The sequence below is a fragment of the Rhodococcus sp. 114MFTsu3.1 genome (assembly GCF_000383555.1).
GTDB classification, from domain to species: domain Bacteria; phylum Actinomycetota; class Actinomycetes; order Mycobacteriales; family Mycobacteriaceae; genus Rhodococcoides; species Rhodococcoides fascians_E.
Genome location: NZ_KB911550.1, coordinates 82936 through 106998, shown reverse-complemented (window position 1 = coordinate 106998; position 24063 = coordinate 82936). Strand labels below are relative to the sequence as shown.

Genomic DNA, 24063 nt, shown 5'->3' with positions numbered 1-24063 from the left:
GCCAATCACCCCCGGCTCGTCGGACTGCCCATCGCTGCGTCGACCTTTTCGAAGATGTCGCCGAGAACCGCGAGTTCACGGGCGGTCAACAGATCGACGAGATGCTTCCTGACGCTGGTGACATGAGTCGGTGCAGCTTCCTCCAACCGGCGGCGACCCATGGCGGTGATGACGGCAAGGACACCCCGCCCGTCGTCGACGCACGTGCTGCGTTCGACCATGCCGTCTGACTCCATGCGCCTGATCTGATGCGTCAGGCGAGACCTCGACGACAGGACACCGTCGGCGAGGTCGCTCATTCGTAGCGACCCATCGGATGATTCCGACAGCATGACGAGGATGCGATATTCCGCCATCGTCAGGTTGTGCGCGTCCTGCAAATCCTTGTTGAGTACCCCCTGCAATCGTTGGCCGCCGTCGATATAGGCGCGCCACGCTCTCATTTCCGCAGCATCTAACCACTGCGGGTCCCCCCCTGGACCAAAGGATCGTTCGGCCGTCACCCGACCATATTAGGCATCAGAGCTACCGATGAGTAGATCAGCTGTCCCTTCAGGTCATTCCGTGGGCCACGCTCCCGCTCGATGTCCGTTTCGGGCGGTCGGAATAGGCTCGGTGCATGTCCGAACCTCATATCGATCCCCCGTACGTCGCGGCTGCAGATCGCTACGACTCGATGCAGTATCGGCGAACCGGCACCAGCGGCCTGAAACTCCCGGCGATCTCGCTCGGCCTGTGGCACAACTTCGGCGACGACGCGCCGCTGCAGACCCAGCGCGCGGTTCTCCGTAGAGCATTCGACCTGGGGATCACCCACTTCGACCTCGCCAACAACTACGGACCTCCGTACGGCAGCGCCGAGAAGAACTTCGGACGCATTCTGCGCGAGGACTTCGCCGGCTACCGCGACGAACTGGTCATCTCCAGCAAGGCCGGGTGGGACATGTGGCCGGGGCCGTACGGCTTCGGCGGATCGCGGAAGTACCTCCTGTCGTCGCTGGACCAATCGCTGCACCGAATGGGCCTGGACTACGTCGACATCTTCTACAGCCACCGCCCCGACCACGAGACACCCCTCGAAGAGACGGCAGGGGCGTTGATCAGCGCAGTGCATCAGGGCAAAGCGCTGTACGTCGGGATCAGCTCCTACACACCCGAGAACACGACGAAGATGGCCGAACTCCTGTCCGCCGCCGGGGTGCCCCTACTGATCCACCAGCCGTCGTATTCCATGGTCAACAGGTGGATCGAGGACGGGCTGCTCGACGCCCTCGCGTCGATCGGCGCAGGCACCATCGCGTTCTCGCCCCTCGCGCAGGGCATGCTGACCGACAAGTATCTCGACGGAATCCCCGATGGCTCACGCGCAACGCAGGGCAAGTCGCTGAACCCCGACTGGTTCACCGACGACCACCTCGCCCACCTGCGCGGCCTGAACGACATCGCGTCCTCACGTGGCCAGACACTCGCGCAGCTCGCGCTGAGCTGGGCGCTGCGAGACCCTCGCGTGACGTCGGTACTCATCGGAGCATCGAGCGTCGAGCAGCTCGAGAACAACGTGGGTGCACTGGAGAACCTCGACTTCTCGGCGGACGAACTGAGCCGGATCGACGAGCACGCTCGGGACTTCGGCATCAATCTCTGGGATATCGGGTAAGGAGGCAGGCATGCATGCGATAACGCTGAAAGAGTTCGGGGCCCCCGACGTGATGCAGTGGACCGAAGTGGCGGACCCACGGCCCGAGCGCGGGCAGGTCATCGTCGACGTCGCAGCCACCGCGGTCAACCGCGCCGACCTGATGCAGCGCCAGGGCTTCTACCCGCCACCGCCCGGGGCGAGCGAAACGTTGGGACTCGAATGCTCGGGGATCATCTCCGAACTCGGTGAAGGAGTGCACGACTGGAAGGTCGGAGACAAAGTCTGCGCCCTCCTCGCCGGCGGCGGGTACGCCGAGCAGGTCGCCGTCCCGTCGACTCAGCTGTTTCCCATCCCAGGAAAGCTCGATCTCCATGCGGCAGCGGCACTTCCGGAAGTGGCGTCGACGGTCTGGTCCAATCTGGTGATGTTCGGCGGCCTCCGCTCCGGTCATGTGGTTCTCCTCCACGGCGGCGGAAGCGGCATCGGAACGCACGCTATCCAGGTCGCCAAAGCATTCGGCGCCACCGTCGCCGTGACGGCCGGATCGCGCGAGAAGCTCGACTTCTGCGCATCCCTCGGCGCGGACATCCTCATCGACTACAAGAACGAGGACTTCGTCGAGAAACTACCCGACGGAGCCGACCTGATTCTCGACAACATGGGCGCGAAGTACCTGGGGCGCAATGTAAATGCTCTTGCCAAGGACGGGAAGCTCATCACCATCGGGATGCAGGGCGGCCTGAAGGGTGAGCTCGACTTCGGTGCACTTCTGGCCAAGCGCGGCACCGTTCACGCCGCAGGTCTGCGTGGTCGACCGGAAACCGGAGCGTCGAGCAAGGCGGACATCGTCGCTGACATGACTGCACGGTTGTGGCCGCTGGTCGAGGAAGGCGCCGTCGCCCCGATCATTCACGCCGAACTACCGATAACCGATGCGGCAGAAGGCCATCGACTGCTCGACGCCGACGCGATCGGAAAGGTCGTCCTCCGCGTCTCGTGAGTGGAAATGTCGGCCGTGGGCCACTGGAGCGGAGCCAGCGGAGCGACCCGAGGACACATTTCCGCTCACATACGGAGCTTGGACAACGCTTTGGAAAGCTGATCGATCTCGTACCGCGTCGTGTACGGTGCGAGCCCGATCGTCACCGCACCACCCTCGTCGTTGACCCCCAGGGCATCCAGAAGCCTACTGCCGCTATGGATTCCACTGACGGTGCCGATGCGGTTCTGCGCGAGGTGCTCGGCGACCTTCTCGGCGGACGTGTCCGCGACGGTGAAACTCAACGTCGGGATACGGCTGGGAGCGTCGCCGAGCACCATGACGTGGTCCAGCTTCTCCAACGATCGCAACAGATAATCGAACAGCCGGTCGTGGTAGTCCTGCAACGACCCGATGGACAGCTGCAAACGCTCGCGACGGGTACCCGTCGCGGAGTCGTCGAGATTGGCCAGATAGTCCACCGACGAGACGACACCGGCGAGCAACGCGTACTGATGGCCCGACACCTCGAGCCGCTCGACGCCCTTCGCGAACGGATTGAGCGACATCGACGGAATTCGATCCAGCAGACCCGGATCACGGAAGACGAGCGCGCCCACCTGCGGACCACCCCACGCCGACGCCTGGACGGCGACGACGTCGGCACCCAGCTCCTCGATATCGACGTGCGCGTACGGGGCCGCGCCCGCGGCGTCCACGACGATCAGGCCGCCGACGGCATGAACACGATCGGCCGCGACACGCACGTTCGGGGCCGACCCGACGATGGGCGAGGCCGCGGTCATTGCCACCAGGCGAGTGGTCGTGGTGATGAGTTCTTCGAATTGCCAGCTGGGGAGTTCGCACGTGTCGATCTCGACCTCGGCCCACCGGACCTGAGCACCGTAGCGGTTGGCGATGCGCAGCCAGGGCGCGACGTTCGCTTCCTCGTCGAGGCGCGACAGCACAAGACCCGTTCCCAGCCCGAGACGCGACGACATGGACTCGGCGAGCCACGCGAGCATCGTCGCGCGATCAGGGCCGAGAACGACACCTGCGGGATCGCCGCCGACCAGATCCGCTATCGCCTGCCGCGCGGCGTCGAGCAAACCAGCGCTGCGACGAGACGACAGGTGACCCGAAGTGTGAGTTGGCGCACTTCCGCGAAACGCTGTGGACACGGCGGTCGACACACGGTCGGGGATCTGCATGCCGTTCTGCGGATCGAGGTGGATCCAGCCGTCGCCCAACGAGGGAATGGATCCCCTGACTCGTGCGACGTCGTACCCCATGCCGGACACTCTAAGCGCCGATTTCGTGAGCGTGTGTTCCACATCCCTTTTTCGGATCGACCGCCTGGCTGTCTTGCACGCTTGTCTTCCCTCCTCAACGACCCGAAACAACAATAATCGGCCCCGCTCATCGCGCAATCCCACCGAAACCGGAAGGATGGCGAACATGACGCACTCGGACTCGCACTCGAATCCAGAAGCCGGCGACCACGTCGTCGTGATCGGTCCAGACGGACAGCCTCTCGCACTCAGCCGGGAAGAGGCAACCGCCGCCGCGGCCCGCGCCGCAGGCACCGACAACGTGGAGAACGGCGAAACGCCCTTGTCGGACATGGTCGAGCAACCGGCGAAGGTCATGCGCATCGGCACGATGATCAAACAGCTCCTCGAAGAGGTGCGGGCAGCTCCTCTCGACGACGCCAGCCGCGCACGACTCAAAGGCATCCACCAGTCCTCGATCCGCGAACTCGAACAGGGCCTGGCCCCCGAACTCCGCGAGGAACTGGAACGCCTGGCCCTTCCCTTCGGCGAGGACGCCATCCCGTCGGACGCCGAACTGCGCATCGCGCAGGCCCAGCTGGTCGGCTGGCTGGAAGGGGTGTTCCACGGAATTCAAACCGCCCTGTTCGCCCAGCAAATGGCAGCACGCGCCCAACTCGAACAAATGCGCCAAGGCGCCCTGCCTCCCGGCGTCGCCATCAACCCCAGTGGCCCAGGCCACACCGGCGGCGGAACGGGCCAGTACCTGTAGCGCTGGGCAGGAGTGGAGCCTGGGGAATGACCCAGGGAGGCGGCGGGAGTGGAGCCTGCGGAATGACCCGGGGGCTGGGCAGGAGTGGAGCCTGCGGAACGACCGTCGGGAGCGGGTAAGGTCGACCGTCGTGTCAGCTCCAGCGAAGGAACCCGAGAACGAGACAGGAGAGCGTGTGAGCCTCCCTGTTTCGGATTCGCAGACGTACAAGCGCGCATTCCGCGATCTGAAGACCGGGTTCAATCAGCGTGAGCTGTGGCTCCACCTCGGCTGGCAGGACATCAAGCAGCGATACCGACGCTCGGTCATCGGCCCGTTCTGGATCACCATCGCCACTGCAGTCCAGGCCACCGCCATGGGCCTGCTGTACTCGGTGCTGCTCGACATGGATCTGAAGACGTTCCTGCCGCACGTGGCCGTCGGTTTGATCATCTGGAACTTCATCAGTGCGGCGATCCTCGAGGGCGGCGATGTCTTCGTCGCCAACGAAGGCCTGATCAAGCAGTTGCCGTCGGCGCTGTCGGTGCACGTGTATCGGCTGGTGTGGCGTCAGATTCTGCTGTTCGCGCACAACCTGATCGTCTATGTGATCATCATCGCGATCTTCCGACCGACGTTCCACTGGACCGACCTCGCGGCGATCCCGGCCTTCGCGCTCATCGCCATCAATGCCGTCTGGGTGGCGATGCTGTTCGGCATCGTCGCAACGCGCTACCGCGACATTGCGCCGATTCTCGGGTCCATGGTCACGCTGCTGTTCTTCATGACACCGATCGTGTGGACGACGCAGGGGCTACTCAACCAGGGCGGACAGGCCGCCGAGCGCGCCCGCCTCGTCGAGATCAACCCGCTCTTTCACTACCTGGACATCCTCCGAGCCCCGATGATCGGTGAGCCCCAGGAGGCCTACCACTGGTACATCGTGATCGCCTGCACCATCGTCGGCTGGCTCCTGACCATTTTCGCTCTCAAGAAATTCCGGGCCCGAGTGCCCTACTGGGTTTAGGGGTCTGCCATGTCAGTCAGCATCAACACGCACGACGCCTGCGTCGACTTCCCCATCTTCGACGCCAAAACTCGCTCCCTGAAGAAGGCGTTCCTCGGCAAAGCCGGCGGTGCCATCGACCGGAACAGCTCCGACGTCGTCGTCGTCGAAGCCCTCAAGAACATCACGATGAATCTGAAGGAAGGCGACCGCGTCGGCCTCGTCGGACACAACGGAGCAGGCAAGTCGACGCTCCTGCGCCTGCTCTCCGGCATCTACGAGCCCACCCGCGGCACCGCCTCGGTGCGCGGCCGCGTCGCCCCCGTCTTCGACCTGGGTGTCGGTATGGACCCGGAGATCTCCGGCTACGAGAACATCATCATCCGAGGCCTGTTCCTCGGCCAGACGCGTAAGCAGATGCTCGCGAAGATGGACGAGATCGCCGACTTCACCGAACTCGGCGACTACCTCGACATGCCGCTGCGGACCTACTCGACCGGCATGCGCGTCCGCGTAGCGATGGGCGTCGTCACCAGCATCGATCCTGAAATCCTGCTGCTCGACGAGGGCATCGGCGCCGTCGACGCAGAATTCATGAAGAAAGCACGCATCCGGCTCCAGGAACTGGTGCAACGCTCCGGCATCCTCGTCTTCGCAAGCCACTCCAACGAGTTCCTCGCCCAGCTCTGCGACCGCGCGATGTGGATCGACCACGGCCAGATCCGTCAGGACGGTGGCATCGAAGACGTCGTGCGTGCGTACGAAGGCAACGACGCGGGCGACCACGTGGCGACGATCTTGAAAGAGCTCGCTCGAGACGAAGCGGGAGTGGAGCCTGCGGAACGACCTCGAGACGGATCGGGAGTGGAGCCTGCGGAACGACCTAGAGATGAAACCAGTGGCTGAGACGATCATCGGAGTCATCGTGACGCACAAGCGTCGCGAGCTCCTCGCGAAGTCACTCGATGTCATCACGCGCCAGACCCGCCCGCTGGACCATCTCGTCGTCGTCGACAACGCGCACGAGAACGAGGTCCGCGAGCTCGTCGAGTCTGCGTCGATTCCGACTACTTATCTTGGGTCGCATCACAATCTGGGCGGTGCGGGCGGATTCGCGCTCGGCATTCTCTACGCCCTGTCGCTCGGCGCGGATTGGGTGTTCCTTGCCGACGACGACGGGCGGCCCGAGGGTCCGGACGTACTGAAAACGCTGCACGAGTGCGCACTGAAGCACGGCCTCGACGAGGTCTCCCCCGTCGTCTGCGACATCGACGACCCCGATCGTCTCGCGTTCCCGCTGCGGCGCGGAGTGGAATGGCGGCGACTGAGGTCCGAACTGATCGACCCTCGTAACCCCGACGACGATCTGCTCGAGGGAATCGCGTCACTGTTCAACGGTGCACTGTTCAAAGCCTCGACGATCGACGCAGTCGGGGTGCCCGATCTGCGACTCTTCGTCCGCGGTGACGAGGTGGAAGTTCATCGCAGACTGCAGCGATCGGGCCTGAAGTTCGGTACCTGTCTGACGACCGCCTACGTCCACCCCAACGGCGCCGAGGAGTTCAAACCGATCCTCGGCGGGCGGATGCACACGCAGTACCCGGACGACGCCACCAAGCGCTACTTCACCTATCGCAACCGCGGGTACCTCATGTCACAGCCCGGTATGCGGAAACTGCTGCCGCAGGAGTGGATTCGTTTCGGTTGGTTCTTCCTTGTGACCACTCACAATCCCAAGGGCCTGCTGGAATGGCTTCGTCTCCGTCGACTCGGGCGTCGGGAGCATTTCCGGAGGTGACCCAGGTGAGTGGAAATGCGGTGTCATCTGGTCGCTCCGCAGGCTCCGCTCCTACCCCAGGGCCTCCATTTCCACTGACAACGGCCGTGGGCGTCTGCGTCCGCTACCGTGTGCGCATGACGGAATCTCGGAAGCTGACGGATCGGATTCGGCATTCGGCGCGGGAGAAGTTGCAGCGTGCGATCGGCGAGGTTCTGGACAAGCAGACAGCCCAGCTGGCCGAGCAGACGAGCGATCAGCAGACCAAGCTGCTGGACATCCTCGAACGTCAGCGCCGCGAGATCGACGACCTGCACGCCTTCATCCGTGGACTCGAAATGCGCATGCGACGCGATATCCCGTATGCGTCCGACGTCGAGGCCGCCGCTCAGAGCGCCGAGTTCGCCGAAGAGGTCATGCCGAAGGCACCCACGTTCCTGCGCCCCCACGCGACGCTGAGGTTCGCGCTCGGCGAGGTATCGGTACCGGGGATGGCGCTCGAGTTCGGTGTCGCCAGCGGTACGACGCTGGAGATCATCGCCGAGGAGATGGCGAAGCGACACGACATTTCCATCGTCGCCGGATTCGACGTCTTCTCCGGTCTCCCCGAGACGTGGCGAACGGGCTTCCCGAAGGGACTGTTCGAGCAGGAAACCGAGCCGACGGTGCCCGGCGCGGAGATCGTTCCCGGCATGTTCGAGGAATCGCTACCCGAGTTCCTGAAGAGCCACAAGGACAAGCTCGCGTTCCTTCACCTCGACGCGGACCTGTACTCGTCGACCGTGACCGTCCTCGACCTCGTCGCCGACCGCTTGGCCGTGGGAACCGTCATCGTCTTCGACGAGTACTTCAACTTCCCCGGCTGGCGCAATCACGAGTACCGCGCGTGGACAGAGTTCGTCGGCCGCACCGGCACGGAATTCGACTACCTCGGCTACACCGCGGACAACGAACAGGTCGTCGTACGAATCCGCACCGCTCCGTCGTTGTGAGCGACAATGCGGTGTGTTCTGGTCGGCCTACATTTCCACTCACCTAGGAGTAGAGCCGCGTCCAGTTCTCTCGGCTGGTGAGCTCAGGAACAGCCTGCCGGTAGGACTCGGCCACGCTGTCGGTCTCGACACGCAGACGACGCAGCGCCCTCAGCCCTCGCTTCAGTAGCTCCGTGGCGGCTGCCTTGTCGCGCTTACGTACTCGCACACCCTCCTGCGAACGATCGGTGACGACGGCATGCGCGAACAGCGAGACGTGCCACCAATGCGCGTCATCGGCCGAGATCGCGACCGGGCCGGGGTGAACGCGGCCACGCGACTGGTTGAGCACACGCTTGGCCAGAACGGCCCACTCCAGGCTCTTCTTGGGGTGAGGCCCTGCCGGGGTGATGAACATGTCCGCAGGGCGGACGTCAGGAACCGCGTTCGCGTTGTAGCGCTTGGTCTCGTTGTACGCGGCTCGGTCACGACGGATCGCCGCCGCAGCGTCCATGCCGCCGTCGGTGAGCTTGCTCGGCCCGACGAGGAAGTCCTCGATGGCCTTGATCAACGTGAACGCCATGCCGTACTGCATGGAGACGAGATAGCGGAACAGATCGGTCGTCAGCTGACGCGCGAGCTTCTTACCGTCAAGCCCCGCGTGCAGCGACGCCGTGATCATGCCGTTGCGCAGGTTGAAGTAGCGGTGCCACTCGTCCCAGTCCTTCCACGCGAAATCGGCGTGCCACACCGCCGCGCCTGGAAGCGTGACCGTCGCGAATCCATTGGCACGGGCCCGGTAGCCGTACTCGATGTCGTCCCACTGGAAGAACAGCGGAAGTGGGTAACCGATCTGCGAGACGATCTCCGACGGGATCAGGCACGACCACCAGCCGTTGTAGCCGGCGTCGACGCGGATCTCCTGCTTCTTCTTCAACGCGCTCTTGTCCGAGATCGCGTTCTTCACGTGCAACCCGGCTTCGAGCTTCTGGAGGTTCGCGACCTCGGCACCGACATGCACCCGATCGGGATGCAGAAGGTAGAGCATCTGCGCACCGATGATCGCGGGCTCGATGGTCTTGTTCGCGAACGCGTTCATACGCACGATCGCCTCGGGCTCGCACAGCACGTCGTCGTCCATGAACACGACGTTGGCCGGGTCGCCGCCCTTGCCCTGCACCTCGTAGAGCCCGCGGGTGAAACCACCCGCACCACCGAGGTTGGGCTGAGTGATGTAGACCAGCTTGTCGCCGAGTTCGGCCGCGACACGCTGGAACAAGGGCCGCGTCTGGACTTGGTCGCTGCCCTGGTCCACGACGTACACGTTGTCGACGCCGAGCAGTGCAATCGGATCCTCGGCCATGGCTGCCACGGTGTTGGCGCAGTCGTCGGCCCGGTTGAACGTGCAGATGACCACGGACGTCGGACGCAGCTTCTCCGGCGCGTCGACGGTCCACTCGGCGTCCTCGACCGTCAGCTCACCGGACGTGGTGGTGAATCGGGCGAACAAGGCTCCACCGTCGAGGAACTGCTTGACGGGAACAGCGAAGTCCAGCCGCCTGGCCCGCCCGTCGGTGGTCACAGTCTCGCTGGCCATCGTTCGCTTACGACCCTTGTAGTCGGTAGCGACGATATCGACGCGCCCCGAACCGGCAACGGAAGCCGAGAAACGCACCTCGGTCACATCGGTCCAGCGCTGCCAGTAACTCGCCGGGAACCGCCCGAAGTAACTGTTCGTCTCGAGAACCGTGCGCTTGGCCAGCTTCGCCGCATACCTCGAACGCTCGACATTGCCCTTGGCCACATTCGTGTACATATCCGCTTTCACCAGCGGCGACGGCCCGTCGAAGAGGAGACGCTGTGCGCGCAACTCCGTCGACGACGGCAGGTCGACGGTGTCTGCCTCGGTCGTGGTGGTGGAATCAGCGTGACTCACAGCAACGGTCCCTTTTCTCCTTGGCTCTTGTGCTGCCCGTATTGCGAGACACAACGCCGGGCGAGGGCTCGCGGTGCAGCGTACGAGCCCTGTTGTCTGCCATTCTGGTGACCATGGTTGCACAGTCCGCTGCCGCCGACGCGGAGGCGTACTCGCCTGGAACCCGGTTGTCGCGCGCAGGACACTCGTCATGGATACTCATCGCGCTCGGCGCGGCCCTGGGCGCCGTCGGGTACTGGGTTGCTGCACCCAGCCTCACCGACGACGCGTACATCAGCCTCTCCGCGGCCCGAAATCTCGCCGAACACGGTCAGTGGGCGATCGTCACCGACCTGACCGCGAATACGTCGACCTCGCCCCTCAACGTTCTGCTCCTCGGCTTCATCGTGTGGATCACGTCGTTCTTCGGCGCGCCGGCGCCGTTGTTCGCTCTGTTCGTCGCCAACGTTCTGGCCGGGGGAATCGTCGGTGCAGCATGCGCGTCGATCTCACGGTCGGTCGGTAGAGGCCTGTGGCTCGGTGGGATCGCGGTCGTTCTGGTGATGAGCAACCCGTTCCTGCTGTCGTCCATCGGACTCGAAGTTCTCCTCATTCCCGCAGCGGTGCTCACGCTGACCGCTGCGGCTCTGCGCGGCAGCCCCGTACTGTTCGGCGTCGCGAGCGGACTGGCCGTCCTGGTACGACTGGACCTTGTCCTCTTCGTACTACTTCTCGCTGCTTTCGCGCCGACGCTGTACCGCCGCTGGCCCCGGGCTCTTCTAGCCGCGGCTGCGGTGTCCCTGCCCTGGTACGTCTTCAGCTGGATCGTGCTCGGATCACTGGTGCCGGACACGCTCGTCCTCAAAGAAGGCCAGGCAATCGAGGGTTTCAACTACTTCGACGGGCCGTCCCTCTACTACGACGGCGACTGGTGGGGCACGCTCGCGAGTTTCGGCCCTGCCGTCGTCGGCCTCGTCGTCACCGTCGGCTGGCTCGCCGCATGCGTATCCAGACGCGCGCGCGACCGGGCGTCATGGCCTCTGATCGGTCTCGGACTCGGCGGAGGTGCCTACTACCTCGCGTACACAGCTCTCGACACCGTCCCCTACCACTGGTACTACGTCACCCCGATGATCGCGGGTGGATCGGCAGCAATATTCCTTGCCGGCATATCACCGCGCCCGGTGGCCGCCGTCTCACTTCTGTTTGTCGTCATCGGAATCGCGGGCTCCATCGCGTTCGACACAGCCAGGCCCATGCCGTGGGCGTCACCGCCCATCTTCGGCAACTTCGCTTCGGCCGCGGACTACCAGCGCGTCGGCGAGGAGATCGGAAAGATCGTCGGCGACGACGCCGTCAAGTCGCCCGGCGAGATCGGAACGCTGGCCTACGCATGCGAGTGCAGAATCGTCGACGAGTTCTCCGACCGAGGCGTCATCATCAACGAGCGGATCATCCCGCGCTTGGAGGAATCCGGGCCTGTCGGCGACCTGTTACTTCGCGCAAATTACGCCAACCTCGACTACTCCCGTAAGCCGGTCGTACCGGTCTACCGCATCGAATACCGTCCAGGCCCGAGCGACGGCTCACCCTGGACATGGACAGTGGATTCCGCAGCGCGGGGCGTCGCACACTTCGCGCTAGTTCGGAACTGACACATCCGGATTCGTCAAATGTAGCTCGCCCGCTCCGGTCCACGGGGAGGTGATCGGCCAGTCCACGAACGACGGCGGGCTCTCCTGCACCAAGTTCACCCGCAGGAGCCGGTAGTCCAGCGGGATCGGACCTACCTGTTCGAGAGCGTCGAAATCCAGAAAGTGGAAGTTCTTGCGCCACAACCAGCCGGCGACTCCTGGCTCGGCCGTCTTTTTCCGGAGATCCGCTTCGAGTGCACCCCGATCGGAGAACTTGTCGACGACGAGGCACTCGCAGTAGTACGACAGCGCGCCGATTTCACCGCCCGAACGGACAGCCTTGTCGCCCGCGTAGGCAGGCAGCTGGGCGCCGATGTCCTCGTACTGATTCGCCGTCGCATGGTTGGTCGTGATGGGAACGACGCGATCGGTGGCCGTCGTCCAACTCCACAGGGCCGCGCCCGCCAGCCCTGCGGCTCCCGCCGCCGCAAGGCCGACAGACTTCACGACAGAAGGAGCCGCGAACATCGCGCCGACGAACATCACCGTCCCCGCCACTGCCGGAACCCCGTAATACCAGTGGTACGGAGGAACCTCGAGCAAGGTGTACGCGGCGTAGTAGACGACGCCGCCGAGCGCCCAGGCCCACAACACCGTTGCTCGACGCCATCGCCGCACCGCCGGCACTGCAAGCAAGCACAGCGCTCCGAGAATCGGCACGACAGCTGTCAGGACAGCCGCGGCGGGATAGATGTCGAGGTACATCAGCAAACCGTTGCCGAAACCCCATTCCCCCCAGGCCCCTTGGCCGGTCTTGATGACGACGGTATCCGGGACCACCGAGCCGAGGAACACCCAACTGACGAAGAACCACGGCAACGCTGTGGCTGCAGCGGCGAGCGCAGACAGCCATAGTCGACGCAGCGGCGCGCTCCTGATCAGCACCAACGCGGCCGCAACAACGACCAAATCCACACGAGCGACCACGGCGAGGCCCGACGCCACACCGAGAGCAATCGGTGAGTGCTCCATGGCGAACACCGCCACCCACGCCAAAATCGCCGTTCCCAGAATCACTTCCAATCCCAGAGACGACGAGACCACCGGGTTCACGACGATCAATGCAAGCGTCACCGGAGCGAAGGCCGTCGAGAAACCTTGGTGAAGAGCAATTCTTCGAAATGCCACCACCGTCGCCACGCAGGACAAGACGAACACGATCCCACAGGCAAGTACGGCGTCGCGCACCACGATTGTTCCGGCAGCGAGCGCCAGAACGTTCAGCGGCGACGTTGCCGTGTTCGACGGGTGACCACTGACCAGAGCCCATTCACCATGGAATGCAAGATTCCTCGCGTACGACAGGGTGATGAAGGTGTCGTCGATCAGGAACCGCGACGCCAACGCGAATACCGCGGCGGCGACAATTGCCGTCGCCGCAGGAAGAAGATAGGTCCGGACGCGTTCAGACAGTGCGTTCACCCGCGGTTGCGTAGGCGGCTTCGGTGGTGTCCTTCTGTGGACGCCACCAGTTCTCGTTGTCTCGGTACCAGTCGACGGTTGCTTTCAAACCACTGCGGAAGTCGACGTACTGCGGGGTCCAACCCAGTTCGGTGCGCAGTTTGGTCGAGTCGATTGCGTAGCGCAGATCATGGCCGGGACGGTCGGTGACGAAATCGAAGGCGTCGGCGGCTTGTCCTGTTTCCTCGAGAATCGTCTCGAGCACGTCGCGGTTGTTCTTCTCCCCGTCGGCGCCGATGAGATAGGTCTCGCCGAGCACACCGGCGTCGATGATCGTCCAGACAGCGCTGTTGTGGTCGTCGACATGGATCCAGTCGCGGACGTTCCTGCCTTCGCCGTACAGCTTGGGGCGCAGACCGGACAGGATGTTGGTGATCTGACGCGGAATGAACTTCTCCACGTGCTGGTAAGGGCCGTAGTTGTTGGAGCAGTTGGAAATCGTGGCTCGGACCCCGAAGCTCCGCGCCCACGCTCGGACCAGCAGGTCGCTGGAGGCCTTCGTCGACGAGTACGGGCTCGACGGGTTGTACGGGGTGTTCTCGGTGAACCGTGCGGGGTCGTCGAGTTCGAGGTCGCCGTAGACCTCGTCGGTGGAGATGTGGTGATAGCGCACGTCGTGTTCGCGGACTGCCTGCAGCAGGGTGGTGGTGCCGATGACATTGGTGTGTACGAACGGCCAGGGGTTCGCGAGGGAATTGTCGTTGTGGGATTCCGCGGCGAAATGGACCACCAGATCGGTGTCCTTGATCAGGCTCGACACCAGATCCGAGTCTGCGACGTCGCCTTCGACGAACTCGATCCGGTCCGCAACCGGGTCGAGCGATGCTCGGTTGCCGGCGTAGGTCAGCTTGTCCAGGACAGTGATCTCCACATCGGGCCGTTGAGAGACGGTCAGATGGACGAAGTTCGCGCCGATGAACCCGGCACCCCCGGTCACGAGCAGTTTCATAACCGTGACCATACCGGTGTGCCCGGTTTCGGGCCGAACTTGTCCGACCCCCGTGTTACCTTTTCGCAGACTTCGGGGGGAGCGTTCGTGGGATTACGTAAACGGCTACTGCTGCTGGCAGGGAGCTTGGTTGTCTTCAACCTAGTGCTGTGGGGAATACCCAAACTGGCACCTGAAGCGCCCGGCCGATACGAGGGGGTCTCTGTCGTCGAACCGTCCAAGACGAGCCCACAAGATCCGACAACAACACCAGCCCCTCTGCCGTCGGGGTTTCCGACAATGGAGTATCCGCCTCCCAAAATCATCGTTCCTGACGGGGAGTCCCAGCCCATCGCAACGAAATTCGGATTGACATATGACATCCCCAGCGGTTGGGACAACTGGTACGACGGTATGTCCGGCTGGAACTTCGACGACGGCACCTCCCTGGTGTTCGGTGCCCTCGGATTCTACGAAAGAGAAAAGTGCGGCGGCGAGCACAGACAACTTGCGATGACTGGCATGACCGGTCGGCCTGATGCAGACATTGCCGAAGTAGCGCGCGCGGAGATCGATAAAGTATCCAAGATCTTCAGCGACGATGCCCAAACGTCCGTGACCGTTGACCTTCCTACTCAATTCACTGTCGACGGACGTCCAGCGATCAGATACCGCGCGGACGTTTCGAACATCGTTTCCACAGATTCGTGTACACCGAGCGAGGCTCGCTTCGACATCATTGCGACCCCCTCCTACGCCACCGCAGCAACAGCACTGTTCGTGTTGACCGCAGCTCGCGGGGTAGAACGAGCTCTTACGGACGATCAAATCGAACAGATCGTCTCGACGATAAGGAGGACCTGACAGGGAAGGGCGCCGTACGCGGTTACCGCCCGCGTCCTCTTCGAATGCACGCCGACCACACAGCCATTCGCGCGAAACACGGCGCCATTGTCGTCGACGATGTTGCTCGATCGCCATTCTTCCGAGCCGACCGTGTCCGACCCCTGTGTTACCTTTTCGCAGACTTCGGGGGGAGCGTTCGTGGGATTACGTAAACGGCTACTGCTGCTGGCAGGAAGCTTGGCCGTATTCAACCTAGTGTTGTGGGGAATAACAGAACTGGCACCAGAGGCACCCGGCCGGTACGAGGGGGTCTCGGTCGCCGAACCGTCCAAGACGAGCCCACTTGCTCCGACGACAACACCAGCTTCTCTGCCGTCGGGGTTTCCATCCATGTCGAGGCCGCCGCGGATCATCGTCGGCGACGGCGAACCACAACCGATCGCAACAAAGTACGGACTGACCTACGACGTTGCCCCAGATTGGGACAATTGGTCCGGCGGGGTGGCTGGATGGGATTTCGACGACGGAACCTCGGTGGTGTTCGGGTCACTAGGGTTCTACGAACGCACAAAGTGTTCTGACGGCGAACATTCCGAGCTCGCCATTACCGGAGTCATTGGACGCCGAACAACTAACCTCGACGCAACGGCACGCAGCGAAGTCGAACGAGCCGAACTGATCTTCTCCAGCTCTGATGAGTCGAGGAAACCGTCGATCCGTATCACCGGGCCGCAGACCTTCCGGATCGGCGATCGACCTGCGGTTAGGTACCGAGCGACGATCGACGACATACCCGACGCAGCTCAGCGCTGCTCGTCCAGCCAGGCAACATTCGACGTCATCGCCACGCCCGGCTACGCATCAGCAGAATCAGTGGTTTTCATCGTCCGTTCCGCCCGCGGTGTCGAAGGCGCACTAGGCGACTCGGATATCGACGCCATAATCTCTACGATAAGGAAGAGCTGACATGGAAGAAATCTTCGGTGCTCGTCCATCAGAAGTCGCTGGGATGGGGAAACTGACGTCCGAGATAGGTCTACGAACGATGGCATGCCATCGCTATATCGGAGATCACGCGGGCTTGAGCGATACAATCCCCGGTCAGATTCTGCAGCGGCTTGCACCGTCCATTGCTCTTTACCAAGAGAATACGCGCAGCAGGCACGTCCACCTATCGGCCAACTGCACCTACATCGGAGACGAACTCCGAAAAGCAGCATGGCTCTATCACGATGCCGAGAAGGAAACATACGACCAACTGAACGCTCACACCGATCTTGTCCCTGTACCTGTTCCGCAGCTGGGTAATTCGAAGACCGCCGCGGTGGGAAATGTCGACGATTACGTCAATGCCGCCGACTACGGCCACCCTGACGGAATCGACTATCCGCCAGCAAATCCCGCCGTGGACGACACCCGTGAGGTCATTCAAGCGGCTGCAGGCTGGCTGGGCGACGTGGACGAGACGATCTTCGAACTCACCACTTGGAGCCCCCTGACTGAAGTCACCACACCGCTGAGCGGGAACTGGAACGAGATCAGACGAGCTGGAGAAGCATTCGACATCGCGGGCAGCGCAATGGAAGCTGCCGCCGCATCACTCGAGCGTGGCGTCCGGCGCGTCGACGACTACTGGGATGGCCAGGCCGCCCAAGCTTTCACCGAGTATTCCGGTCGACAGATTGCAGCCATGTACTGGGAAGGTTCGTGCGGTCGCACGATCCACGCCATCTCCGAAGCCATCGCCGAGGAAATTCGCGAGGGCGTCCAGACCGTCGTGAGGAAGTTCGCCGAGATGTTGGAGGCCGAGGTAGATCTCGGGTCCGGCTCCGCAGCAATGAAAGTGGCGCTCAAGAAAGTTCCTGTCCTCGGGACAGCCTGGCAGCTCGGAGCGATCGTCGACATACTGAGACAGACGATGGACCTGACGATGGATCTCGTGCGCAGAATCGAAGAACTTGTCGACCAGTTCGGACTGTTCCTCGACGCGATCATCGACCCGGAAGGTCAGGTCAGCCGCACGATCGACAAGTACCTCCAGCCGTTCAACGAGGCTCTGGACAAGGGCAAAACTGCCGTCGACGCAGGCAGAACCGCCGACATAACCCCAGTCCTCGACACGCCTGACCAACAATTCTCCGTCGGCGAAGGCGACCAACCGTGGCAGGACGCGGTATGACCGATCCCAGGAACACTCCCGAGTACAGGAGAGTGCTCGACGCCGTCGACCGCCTGCGCGCAGCTCGACTCCGCGCCGATGCCACACCGATCCGTGTGGACCAGGGCCCTGTCGTCGTCGACGAGGCATTGCTCGAACGCCTCTCACAGGCAAGGACAGCAAGCCCGGAACTCCAGACGTACGGCGTGAGGGTGGCGTCGGGCAGCACCACATGGGACCGGATCGAGTTCGATGCCGTACCGATCCCACCGGAAGTCGAACAGATGAAGGCCGACCCCAGAATTGTTTGGCCCCGCCACTGGCCGTTGCCACAGGAGGACGAGCCGTACAGCATCCCCTGGCAGTGAGCGCGCACGACCAGGTGCCATCTGGGAGACTTCCCGGTATGCGGGGAATCATTCTGGCGGGCGGCACGGGCTCGCGTCTACATCCGATCACGGTCGGCATCAGCAAGCAGCTTGTCCCCGTCTACGACAAACCGATGATCTACTACCCCCTCTCGACCCTGATGCTCGCCAACATCCGCGACATCCTCGTCATCACCACCCCACAGGACGCCGATCAGTTCCAACGGCTCCTCGGCGACGGCTCACAATTCGGAATCAACCTCACCTACCAGGTCCAGCACGAGCCCAACGGCCTCGCCCAGGCCTTCGTCCTCGGCGCCGACCACATCGGCACCGACAGCGCCGCACTCGTATTGGGCGACAACATCTTCTACGGCACCGGACTGGGCTCCCAGCTCTCGCGATTCGAAGGCATCGACGGCGGCGCTGTCTTCGCCTACGAAGTCAAGGACCCCAGCGCCTACGGCGTCATCGAATTCGACGCCGACGGCAAGGCCATCTCCCTCGAGGAAAAACCCGCCGCACCGAAATCGAACTTCTCCGTCCCCGGGCTGTACTTCTACGACAACGACGTCCTGGCGATCGCCCGCGATCTCGCGCCGTCCGCACGCGGGGAATACGAGATCACCGACGTCAACCGCCACTACCTCGAGGCAGGCAAGTTGGCTGTCGAAGTGCTTCCGCGTGGTACCGCCTGGCTCGACACCGGCACCTTCGACTCGTTGCTCGATGCCTCCAACTACGTCCGCACCATCGAACAACGTCAGGGCATGAAGATCGGGGCACCCGAGGAAGTGTCCTGGCGACGCGGCTTCATCACCGACGACGAACTACGAGTACGAGCCGAGAAACTCGTCAAATCCGGATACGGGCAGTACCTGCTCGATCTACTGGCGCGAGGCAAGTGATGAGCTTTCGTGAACTGACCATCCCCGGCGCCTACGAATTCACCCCACGACAGTTCGGCGACGATCGCGGCGTGTTCTTCGAATGGTTCAAATCCTCCGCCTTCGAGAACGCAGTGGGCGGGCCGTTGGAACTGCAGCAGGCGAACTGCTCGGTCTCCGCGGCCGGGGTGCTGCGCGGTATCCACTTCACCGACACCCCGCCCGGGCAGGCGAAGTACGTCACCTGCGTCACAGGCGCATTCTTGGATGTGATCGTCGACCTGCGGGTGGGTTCGCCGACCTTCGGGCAGTGGGACAGCGTGCTCATCGACGACGTCGACCGCCGCGCAGTGTTCCTGCCGGCAGGTCTCGGGCACGCCATCTTGTCCCTCGAAGACGGCTCGACCGTGATGTACCTGTGCTCGATCGAGTACACCCCGTCGCTGGACCGCGATCTGAACCCACTCGATCCGGACCTGGGTATCGACTGGCCCACCCACGCCCGCGACGGATCGACACTCGAGTACCAACTCTCCGACAAAGACCGCGCCGCACCCTCCCTCGCCCACGCCATCGCCGACGGCTACCTCCCCAACTACCAAGGCTGACCTCCTCGATCCAGGGGCGTCGGGACCGAACGGCTCATTCGGTCACCGGGAGGTGCCGCACGCGCGCCTTTCATCCCCCCGCGGAGCGAATGTGCCGTTCGGTCACCGGGAGCGTCAGCGGATTTTGAAGATCACGGCCCGCTGGACGATGAAGTTGATGACCGTTGCGGTGCCCTGGGCGACGACGAAGGCGAGGTTCGCGAACCAGAAACCGTCGGGAAATGCCTGGTAAAGCCAGGTGTAGATACCGACCTGGACGGCGAAGGTGACGGCGTACAGCACCACGACCGCGAAGAAGCGGGCGCGCGACGGTGCTGCGTTGAATGTCCAGCGCCGGTTGATGAGGTAGGCCGTCGTGGTGCCCAGGACGAAGCCGATTGCCTTCGCCAGCGTCACACCGACACCGAACACGAAGTGAAGCAGCAGGTTGACGCCCTGGTCGACGACGGCAGAGAGCACACCCGTTGCCAGGAACCGGACGATCTGGGTCTTGAGGTCGAGGGCCTCGTCGGCGATGTTCTCCGTCAGTGGGAGTTCGACGGGCAGCGGCACGTGATGCTGCGGCTCCGACGCTTCGGCGGGCCAGTCGTCGTTCTGCGGGGTGGACACGATCACTGAGACTAGCTGTCATGACGAGCAGGGAGCGCAGCCTGCGGAGCGACCCGATCGAACAGGTACCCTCAACGACGATGTCCACGACAGCCGACGACGCACTCTTCCCCCTGGAACCACAGGCCGGGAACACTGCGCCGCTACCCACGCAGACCCGCACACTCACAGGTTGGGGACGCACCGCGCCCTCGACGAGTGAGGTGCTCTCGACCTCCGATCCAGAGCTCATCGCGAGCGCTGTGAAGCAGGTCGCGGAGCAGAACGACAGCAAGCCCGCCCACCTGCGTCGCGGCGTCATCGCTCGCGGCCTCGGTCGGTCGTACGGCGACAACGCGCAGAACTCCGGCGGCCTCGTCGTCGACATGAATGCGCTGAACGGTATTCACAGCATCGATGCGACGACAAGGATCGTCGACGTCGACGGCGGCGTCAACCTCGATCAGTTGATGCGCGCCGCTCTGCCGTTCGGGCTGTGGGTTCCGGTGCTGCCGGGCACGCGTCAGGTCACCATCGGCGGCGCAATCGGCACGGACATCCACGGTAAGAACCATCACAGTGCCGGTAGCTTCGGCAACCACGTGCGTTCGATGGAGCTGCTGACCGCGGACGGCCAGATTCGTCACCTCACGCCGTCGGGAAAGAACTCGAAGCTCTTCTGGGCGACGGTCGGCGGCAACGGTCTGACCGGCATCATCCTGCGGGCAACCATCGAGATGACGCCGACCGAGACGGCCTACTTCATCGCCGACGGTGACGTCACGCAGACGCTCGACGAGACCATCGCCCTGCACAGCGACGGCAGCGAGAACAACTACGACTACTCGAGCGCCTGGTTCGACGCCATCGCCGCGCCGCCCAAGCTCGGTCGCGCCGCTGTTTCACGTGGATCGTTGGCAAAGCTCGATCAGCTGCCGACGAAGCTGCAGAAGGATCCGCTGCGGTTCAACGCAAAGCCACTCGTCACGTTCCCGGACGTGTTCCCGAACGGACTCGCCAACAAGTTCACGCTGAGTGCAGTGGGTCAGGCCTGGTACCTCAAGGCAGGCAACTACCGGAACAAGGTGCAGAACCTCACCGCGTTCTACCATCCGCTCGACATGTTCGGTGAGTGGAACCGTGCCTACGGCTCGAACGGCTTCCTGCAGTACCAGTTCGTGGTGCCGCCCGAGGCCGTCGGTGAGTTCAAGAAGATCATCGTCGACATCCAGAAGTCGGGGCACTACTCCTTCCTCAATGTCTTCAAGCTGTTCGGCCCCGGAAACAAAGCGCCACTGAGCTTCCCGATTCCCGGCTGGAACATCTGCGTCGACTTCCCCATCAAGCCGGGCCTGAACGAGTTCGTGCGCGAACTCGACAAGCGCGTGCTCGAGTTCGGCGGCCGGCTGTACACCGCCAAGGACTCGCGCACCGATGCGGAGACGTTCCATTCGATGTACCCGCGGATCGACGAGTGGATCAAGGTCCGCCGATCCGTTGACCCCACGGGCGTTTTCGCCTCCGATATGGCCAGAAGGTTGGAACTGCTGTGACGATCGACGCTGTGGGCAATCCGCAGACCATTCTCGTACTCGGTGGAACGAGCGAGATCGGTCTCGCCATCACCGAGGAGTACCTGTCCAAGTCGCCGGCGCGCGTGATCCTCGCGGCCTTGCCGAACGACCCGCTCCGGGATGCGTCGGTTGCTCAGTTGAAAGCCAAGGGCGCCAAGGATGTCGACGTCATCGATTTCGACGCACTCGACACCGAGTCGCACCCCAAGGTCATCGAGGAGGCGTGGTCCAAAGGTGACGTCGACGTGGCGATCGTCGCGTTCGCGGTGGACTTCGACGCCGAAGAGCTGTGGCAGAACCAGCGCAAGGCCGTCCTGACGGCGAACATCAACTACACCGCGTCGGTGTCGGTCGGTGTTCTGCTGGCCAAGAAGTTCAAGGCCCAGGCATACGGACGCATCATCGTCATGTCCTCGGTGGCGGGCGAGCGCGTGCGCCGATCCAACTTCGTCTACGGTTCCACCAAGGCGGGTCTCGACGGATTCTACCTCGGGCTCGGAGAAGCGTTGCGCGAGTTCGGCCCTCGCGTCACCGTCATCCGCCCGGGCATGGTGCGCACCAAGTTCAGCGCCCACGTCAAGGAAGCACCTCTGACGGTGGACAAGGAAGACATCGCGAAGCTCGCCGTCGCAGCGTCGCAGAAGGGCAAGGATCTGGTCTGGGCACCGGGCCCCTTCCGCTTCGTCATGATCGCTCTGCGGCACGTGCCGCGTCCGATCTTCCGCAAACTCCCCATCTAGATGAAACGAGCGCTCGGCACAGCCGTCGACGGTGTACTGGCCGCTCTAGTCGCAGCTGTGGTGGCGGCGGTCGGGTTGTTCGCGTTCTCACTCGTCGAGTGGCCTGCGTTCAACTCGTCCAACGTCACCCGTGCGCTGACGACGCTCGGGCAGGTGCTCTGCGTCGCCCTGTTGGCCACGGCGATCGTGCTGTACCGACGCGGCACCCTTGCGTGGCTCGCGAAAGTGTTGACGTGGGGCGGGCTTTCGGGGTTCGTGACGGTCACGCTCGGCATGCCTCTGGCGGCGACCAAGCTCTATCTGTTCGGCATATCCGTCGACCAGGAGTTTCGAACCGAGTACCTGACGCGCCTCACCGATTCGCCTGCGCTGCGCGACATGACGTACCCGGACATCCCACCGTTCTACCCGGCCGGATGGTTCTGGATCGGCGGACGCGTCGGGAACCTGCTCGGCATGGACGGCTGGGAAGTGTTCAAGCCGTTCGCAATCGGATTTCTCGCCGTCACAGCCGTCGTCGCCTACACGCTCTGGCGCCAACTGGTCCGCGCCGACCTCGCGGTAGCCGTCTCGGCCGTCACCACCGCACTCGTCGTCGCCTACGCCTCCCCGGAGGCCTACAGTGCCGTCATCGCGCTGCTTGTTGCGCCTGCACTCCTACTCGCGTGGGGCGCGCTGAATCGGCCGGTTCCCGACGAGCCCGAGCGATCGAGTAACTGGGGCTGGGGAGCTGTCGTCGGGACGGGTCTGTTTCTCGGCCTCGCGGCAACGTTCTACACCTTGTATCTGGGTGTGGCGGCGTTTGCGGTGACGCTCATGGCCGTTGTGTCGGCGTTTCTGAATGTTCGCGCTCACAAAACTTGGCGTGCAGCAATTCCGGTTGCTGTTCGCCTCGTTGTGATCGCCGCGATCTCAGGACTTGTCGCACTGACGGTCTGGGCTCCCTATCTTGTCGATGCACTGACCGGAGCACCTGCGACGTCGGGTACTGCGCTGCACTACCTTCCGGAGGCCGGTGCCGAGCTGCCGTTCCCGATGTTCGAGTTCTCCCTGCTCGGTGCGCTGACCATGGCCGGGACCCTGTGGCTCGCCGTCAGGACAGCGACGTCGCGTCGAGCACAGGCGTTGAGCATCGGCGTCGTCTCCGTGTATCTGTGGACGCTGCTGTCCATGGCGGCGACCGTTGCCGGCACCACACTGCTCAGCTTCCGCCTGGAAGCCGTACTGATCGTATTGCTGGGAGCGGCAGGCGTTTTCGGCTTCGTCGAAGGCGCGAAGGCCATCTACCAGGCAGTCGGTGAACCGTCGCGGTTCAAGGTCGCCGCGGTGACGGTGGCGACGATCGGTGCACTTGCGTTCGCACAGAACATCCCTCAGGTTCTGCAGTCGGAGATCACCGTCGCGTATTCGGACACCGACGGCGACGGCAACCGCGCCGACAAGCGCCCACCGAGTGCGGTGTCCTACTACTCCGAGGTCGACCGAGCAATCACCGAGCAGGTCGGCAGGCCCCGAGACGAGACGATCGTCCTGACGGCCGACACCTCGTTCCTCAGCTACTACCCGTACTTCGGCTTCCAGGGGCTGACGTCGCACTACGCCAACCCGCTCGCTCAGTTCGACCAGCGCGCCGCGGCCATCGAGGACTGGACGACGGCCGAGAACCCGGACGAGTTGGTCACCAAGCTCGACGAGAGCCGGTGGCAGGCGCCCGACGCCTTCCTGTTCCGCCGCGGCGCCGACGGTTACACCTTGCGGTTGGCGGAGGACGTCTATCCGAACGATCCGAACGTTCGTCGCTACACGGTCACGTTCGACGAGTCGTTGTTCGAGGATCCGCGGTTCCAGGTCACCGATATCGGGCCGTTCGCGCTGGTCACCCGCGCTACATAGGCAAATGAC

General features: G+C 63.4%; 23 protein-coding genes. 17 read left to right on the top strand and 6 right to left on the bottom strand.

Annotation, left to right across the window (positions count from 1 at the left end; genetic code table 11):
- Window positions 1-5: 5 nt before the first annotated feature.
- Window positions 6-503, bottom strand: a complete 498-nt coding sequence (locus H292_RS27145; RefSeq protein ID WP_026348207.1) for a MarR family winged helix-turn-helix transcriptional regulator — start codon at window positions 501-503, stop codon at window positions 6-8.
- 116 nt (window positions 504-619) lie between these two features.
- Between H292_RS27145 and mgrA the strand changes: the two genes are divergently transcribed.
- Entirely contained in the window at window positions 620-1657 is a 1038-nt protein-coding gene (gene mgrA, locus H292_RS0114095; RefSeq protein WP_019667523.1) for an L-glyceraldehyde 3-phosphate reductase, read from the top strand.
- 10 nt (window positions 1658-1667) lie between these two features.
- Complete coding sequence (locus H292_RS0114090; RefSeq protein ID WP_020111823.1) at window positions 1668-2639, top strand: NAD(P)H-quinone oxidoreductase; 972 nt, start codon at window positions 1668-1670, stop codon at window positions 2637-2639.
- A 65-nt stretch (window positions 2640-2704) separates the two neighbouring features.
- Here the strand turns inward: H292_RS0114090 and H292_RS0114085 are convergent, their stop codons facing one another.
- A complete protein-coding gene (locus H292_RS0114085; protein WP_019667521.1) occupies window positions 2705-3910 on the bottom strand; it encodes a cysteine desulfurase-like protein in 1206 nt (401 codons plus the stop codon).
- Between the two features lie 166 nt (window positions 3911-4076).
- Here H292_RS0114085 and H292_RS0114080 point away from each other — a divergent pair, with 166 nt between their 5' ends.
- The 5 genes from H292_RS0114080 to H292_RS0114060 all read left to right on the top strand — a co-directional run bounded on the left by H292_RS0114080 (window position 4077) and on the right by H292_RS0114060 (window position 8415).
- A complete protein-coding gene (locus H292_RS0114080; protein WP_026348206.1) occupies window positions 4077-4661 on the top strand; it encodes a bacterial proteasome activator family protein in 585 nt (194 codons plus the stop codon).
- Window positions 4662-4791: 130 nt separating this feature from the next.
- Window positions 4792-5667: a galactan export ABC transporter permease subunit Wzm/RfbD gene (gene wzm / locus H292_RS0114075; protein WP_020111822.1), complete on the top strand. Its 876-nt coding sequence runs from the start codon at window positions 4792-4794 to the stop codon at window positions 5665-5667.
- 9 nt (window positions 5668-5676) lie between these two features.
- Entirely contained in the window at window positions 5677-6552 is an 876-nt protein-coding gene (gene wzt, locus H292_RS0114070; protein ID WP_020111821.1) for a galactan export ABC transporter ATP-binding subunit Wzt/RfbE, read from the top strand.
- Complete coding sequence (gene glfT1, locus H292_RS0114065; protein WP_026348205.1) at window positions 6536-7444, top strand: galactofuranosyltransferase GlfT1; 909 nt, start codon at window positions 6536-6538, stop codon at window positions 7442-7444. The genes wzt and glfT1 overlap by 17 nt, the downstream gene beginning before the upstream one ends.
- Before the next feature lie 116 nt (window positions 7445-7560).
- Window positions 7561-8415 carry a TylF/MycF/NovP-related O-methyltransferase gene (locus H292_RS0114060; protein ID WP_020111820.1) on the top strand — a complete coding sequence of 285 codons (855 nt, stop codon included), beginning with the start codon at window positions 7561-7563 and terminating at the stop codon, window positions 8413-8415.
- Window positions 8416-8458: 43 nt separating this feature from the next.
- Here the strand turns inward: H292_RS0114060 and H292_RS0114055 are convergent, their stop codons facing one another.
- A complete protein-coding gene (locus H292_RS0114055) occupies window positions 8459-10330 on the bottom strand; it encodes a glycosyltransferase (protein ID WP_020111819.1) in 1872 nt (623 codons plus the stop codon).
- Between the two features lie 113 nt (window positions 10331-10443).
- Between H292_RS0114055 and H292_RS0114050 the strand changes: the two genes are divergently transcribed.
- Complete coding sequence (locus H292_RS0114050; protein ID WP_020111818.1) at window positions 10444-11964, top strand: hypothetical protein; 1521 nt, start codon at window positions 10444-10446, stop codon at window positions 11962-11964.
- Here H292_RS0114050 and H292_RS0114045 read toward each other — a convergent pair.
- Complete coding sequence (locus H292_RS0114045; protein ID WP_020111817.1) at window positions 11950-13425, bottom strand: hypothetical protein; 1476 nt, start codon at window positions 13423-13425, stop codon at window positions 11950-11952. The genes H292_RS0114050 and H292_RS0114045 overlap by 15 nt on opposite strands.
- Entirely contained in the window at window positions 13409-14413 is a 1005-nt protein-coding gene (gene rfbB, locus H292_RS0114040) for a dTDP-glucose 4,6-dehydratase (RefSeq protein ID WP_020111816.1), read from the bottom strand. The genes H292_RS0114045 and rfbB overlap by 17 nt, the downstream gene beginning before the upstream one ends.
- Window positions 14414-14500: 87 nt before the next feature.
- Here rfbB and H292_RS0114035 point away from each other — a divergent pair, with 87 nt between their 5' ends.
- The 6 genes from H292_RS0114035 to H292_RS0114010 all read left to right on the top strand — a co-directional run bounded on the left by H292_RS0114035 (window position 14501) and on the right by H292_RS0114010 (window position 19259).
- Window positions 14501-15256: a hypothetical protein gene (locus H292_RS0114035; RefSeq protein ID WP_231383842.1), complete on the top strand. Its 756-nt coding sequence runs from the start codon at window positions 14501-14503 to the stop codon at window positions 15254-15256.
- Between the two features lie 180 nt (window positions 15257-15436).
- Complete coding sequence (locus H292_RS0114030; RefSeq protein WP_231383841.1) at window positions 15437-16204, top strand: hypothetical protein; 768 nt, start codon at window positions 15437-15439, stop codon at window positions 16202-16204.
- A gap of 115 nt (window positions 16205-16319) precedes the next feature.
- A complete protein-coding gene (locus H292_RS0114025) occupies window positions 16320-17417 on the top strand; it encodes a hypothetical protein (protein ID WP_230620988.1) in 1098 nt (365 codons plus the stop codon).
- Window positions 17414-17764, top strand: coding sequence for a hypothetical protein (locus H292_RS0114020; RefSeq protein WP_230620989.1), 351 nt, complete (start codon window positions 17414-17416; stop codon window positions 17762-17764). The genes H292_RS0114025 and H292_RS0114020 overlap by 4 nt, the downstream gene beginning before the upstream one ends.
- A gap of 38 nt (window positions 17765-17802) precedes the next feature.
- Window positions 17803-18672 carry a glucose-1-phosphate thymidylyltransferase RfbA gene (gene rfbA / locus H292_RS0114015; RefSeq protein ID WP_020111815.1) on the top strand — a complete coding sequence of 290 codons (870 nt, stop codon included), beginning with the start codon at window positions 17803-17805 and terminating at the stop codon, window positions 18670-18672.
- A complete protein-coding gene (locus H292_RS0114010) occupies window positions 18672-19259 on the top strand; it encodes a dTDP-4-dehydrorhamnose 3,5-epimerase family protein (RefSeq protein WP_020111814.1) in 588 nt (195 codons plus the stop codon). The genes rfbA and H292_RS0114010 overlap by 1 nt, the downstream gene beginning before the upstream one ends.
- Window positions 19260-19373: 114 nt before the next feature.
- Here the strand turns inward: H292_RS0114010 and H292_RS0114005 are convergent, their stop codons facing one another.
- Window positions 19374-19874, bottom strand: coding sequence for a GtrA family protein (locus H292_RS0114005; protein WP_020111813.1), 501 nt, complete (start codon window positions 19872-19874; stop codon window positions 19374-19376).
- A 74-nt stretch (window positions 19875-19948) separates the two neighbouring features.
- Here H292_RS0114005 and H292_RS0114000 point away from each other — a divergent pair, with 74 nt between their 5' ends.
- Genes H292_RS0114000 through H292_RS0113990 form a run of 3 tightly spaced genes read left to right on the top strand, consistent with a single transcriptional unit; the run spans window position 19949 to window position 24054 of the window.
- A complete protein-coding gene (locus tag H292_RS0114000; RefSeq protein WP_019667145.1) occupies window positions 19949-21400 on the top strand; it encodes an FAD-binding oxidoreductase in 1452 nt (483 codons plus the stop codon).
- On the top strand, window positions 21397-22161 hold the full coding sequence (locus H292_RS0113995) for a decaprenylphospho-beta-D-erythro-pentofuranosid-2-ulose 2-reductase (protein WP_020111812.1): 765 nt from the start codon (window positions 21397-21399) through the stop codon (window positions 22159-22161). The genes H292_RS0114000 and H292_RS0113995 overlap by 4 nt, the downstream gene beginning before the upstream one ends.
- Window positions 22162-24054 carry a galactan 5-O-arabinofuranosyltransferase gene (locus tag H292_RS0113990; protein ID WP_020111811.1) on the top strand — a complete coding sequence of 631 codons (1893 nt, stop codon included), beginning with the start codon at window positions 22162-22164 and terminating at the stop codon, window positions 24052-24054.
- Window positions 24055-24063 lie beyond the last annotated feature (9 nt).

Excerpts from the sequence above, each read along its gene's own strand:
- mgrA (WP_019667523.1), top strand. The coding sequence starts at position 620 with ATGTCCGAACCTCATATCGATCCCCCGTACGTCGCGGCTGCAGATCGC.
- H292_RS0114090 (WP_020111823.1), top strand. The coding sequence starts at position 1,668 with ATGCATGCGATAACGCTGAAAGAGTTCGGGGCCCCCGACGTGATGCAG.
- H292_RS0114085 (WP_019667521.1), bottom strand. The coding sequence starts at position 3,910 with ATGGGGTACGACGTCGCACGAGTCAGGGGATCCATTCCCTCGTTGGGC.
- H292_RS0114080 (WP_026348206.1), top strand. The coding sequence starts at position 4,077 with ATGACGCACTCGGACTCGCACTCGAATCCAGAAGCCGGCGACCACGTC.
- wzt (WP_020111821.1), top strand. The coding sequence starts at position 5,677 with ATGTCAGTCAGCATCAACACGCACGACGCCTGCGTCGACTTCCCCATC.
- glfT1 (WP_026348205.1), top strand. The coding sequence starts at position 6,536 with ATGAAACCAGTGGCTGAGACGATCATCGGAGTCATCGTGACGCACAAG.
- H292_RS0114060 (WP_020111820.1), top strand. The coding sequence starts at position 7,561 with ATGACGGAATCTCGGAAGCTGACGGATCGGATTCGGCATTCGGCGCGG.
- H292_RS0114050 (WP_020111818.1), top strand. The coding sequence starts at position 10,444 with ATGGTTGCACAGTCCGCTGCCGCCGACGCGGAGGCGTACTCGCCTGGA.
- rfbB (WP_020111816.1), bottom strand. The coding sequence starts at position 14,413 with ATGAAACTGCTCGTGACCGGGGGTGCCGGGTTCATCGGCGCGAACTTC.
- H292_RS0114020 (WP_230620989.1), top strand. The coding sequence starts at position 17,414 with ATGACCGATCCCAGGAACACTCCCGAGTACAGGAGAGTGCTCGACGCC.
- rfbA (WP_020111815.1), top strand. The coding sequence starts at position 17,803 with ATGCGGGGAATCATTCTGGCGGGCGGCACGGGCTCGCGTCTACATCCG.
- H292_RS0114010 (WP_020111814.1), top strand. The coding sequence starts at position 18,672 with ATGAGCTTTCGTGAACTGACCATCCCCGGCGCCTACGAATTCACCCCA.
- H292_RS0114000 (WP_019667145.1), top strand. The coding sequence starts at position 19,949 with ATGTCCACGACAGCCGACGACGCACTCTTCCCCCTGGAACCACAGGCC.
- H292_RS0113990 (WP_020111811.1), top strand. The coding sequence starts at position 22,162 with ATGAAACGAGCGCTCGGCACAGCCGTCGACGGTGTACTGGCCGCTCTA.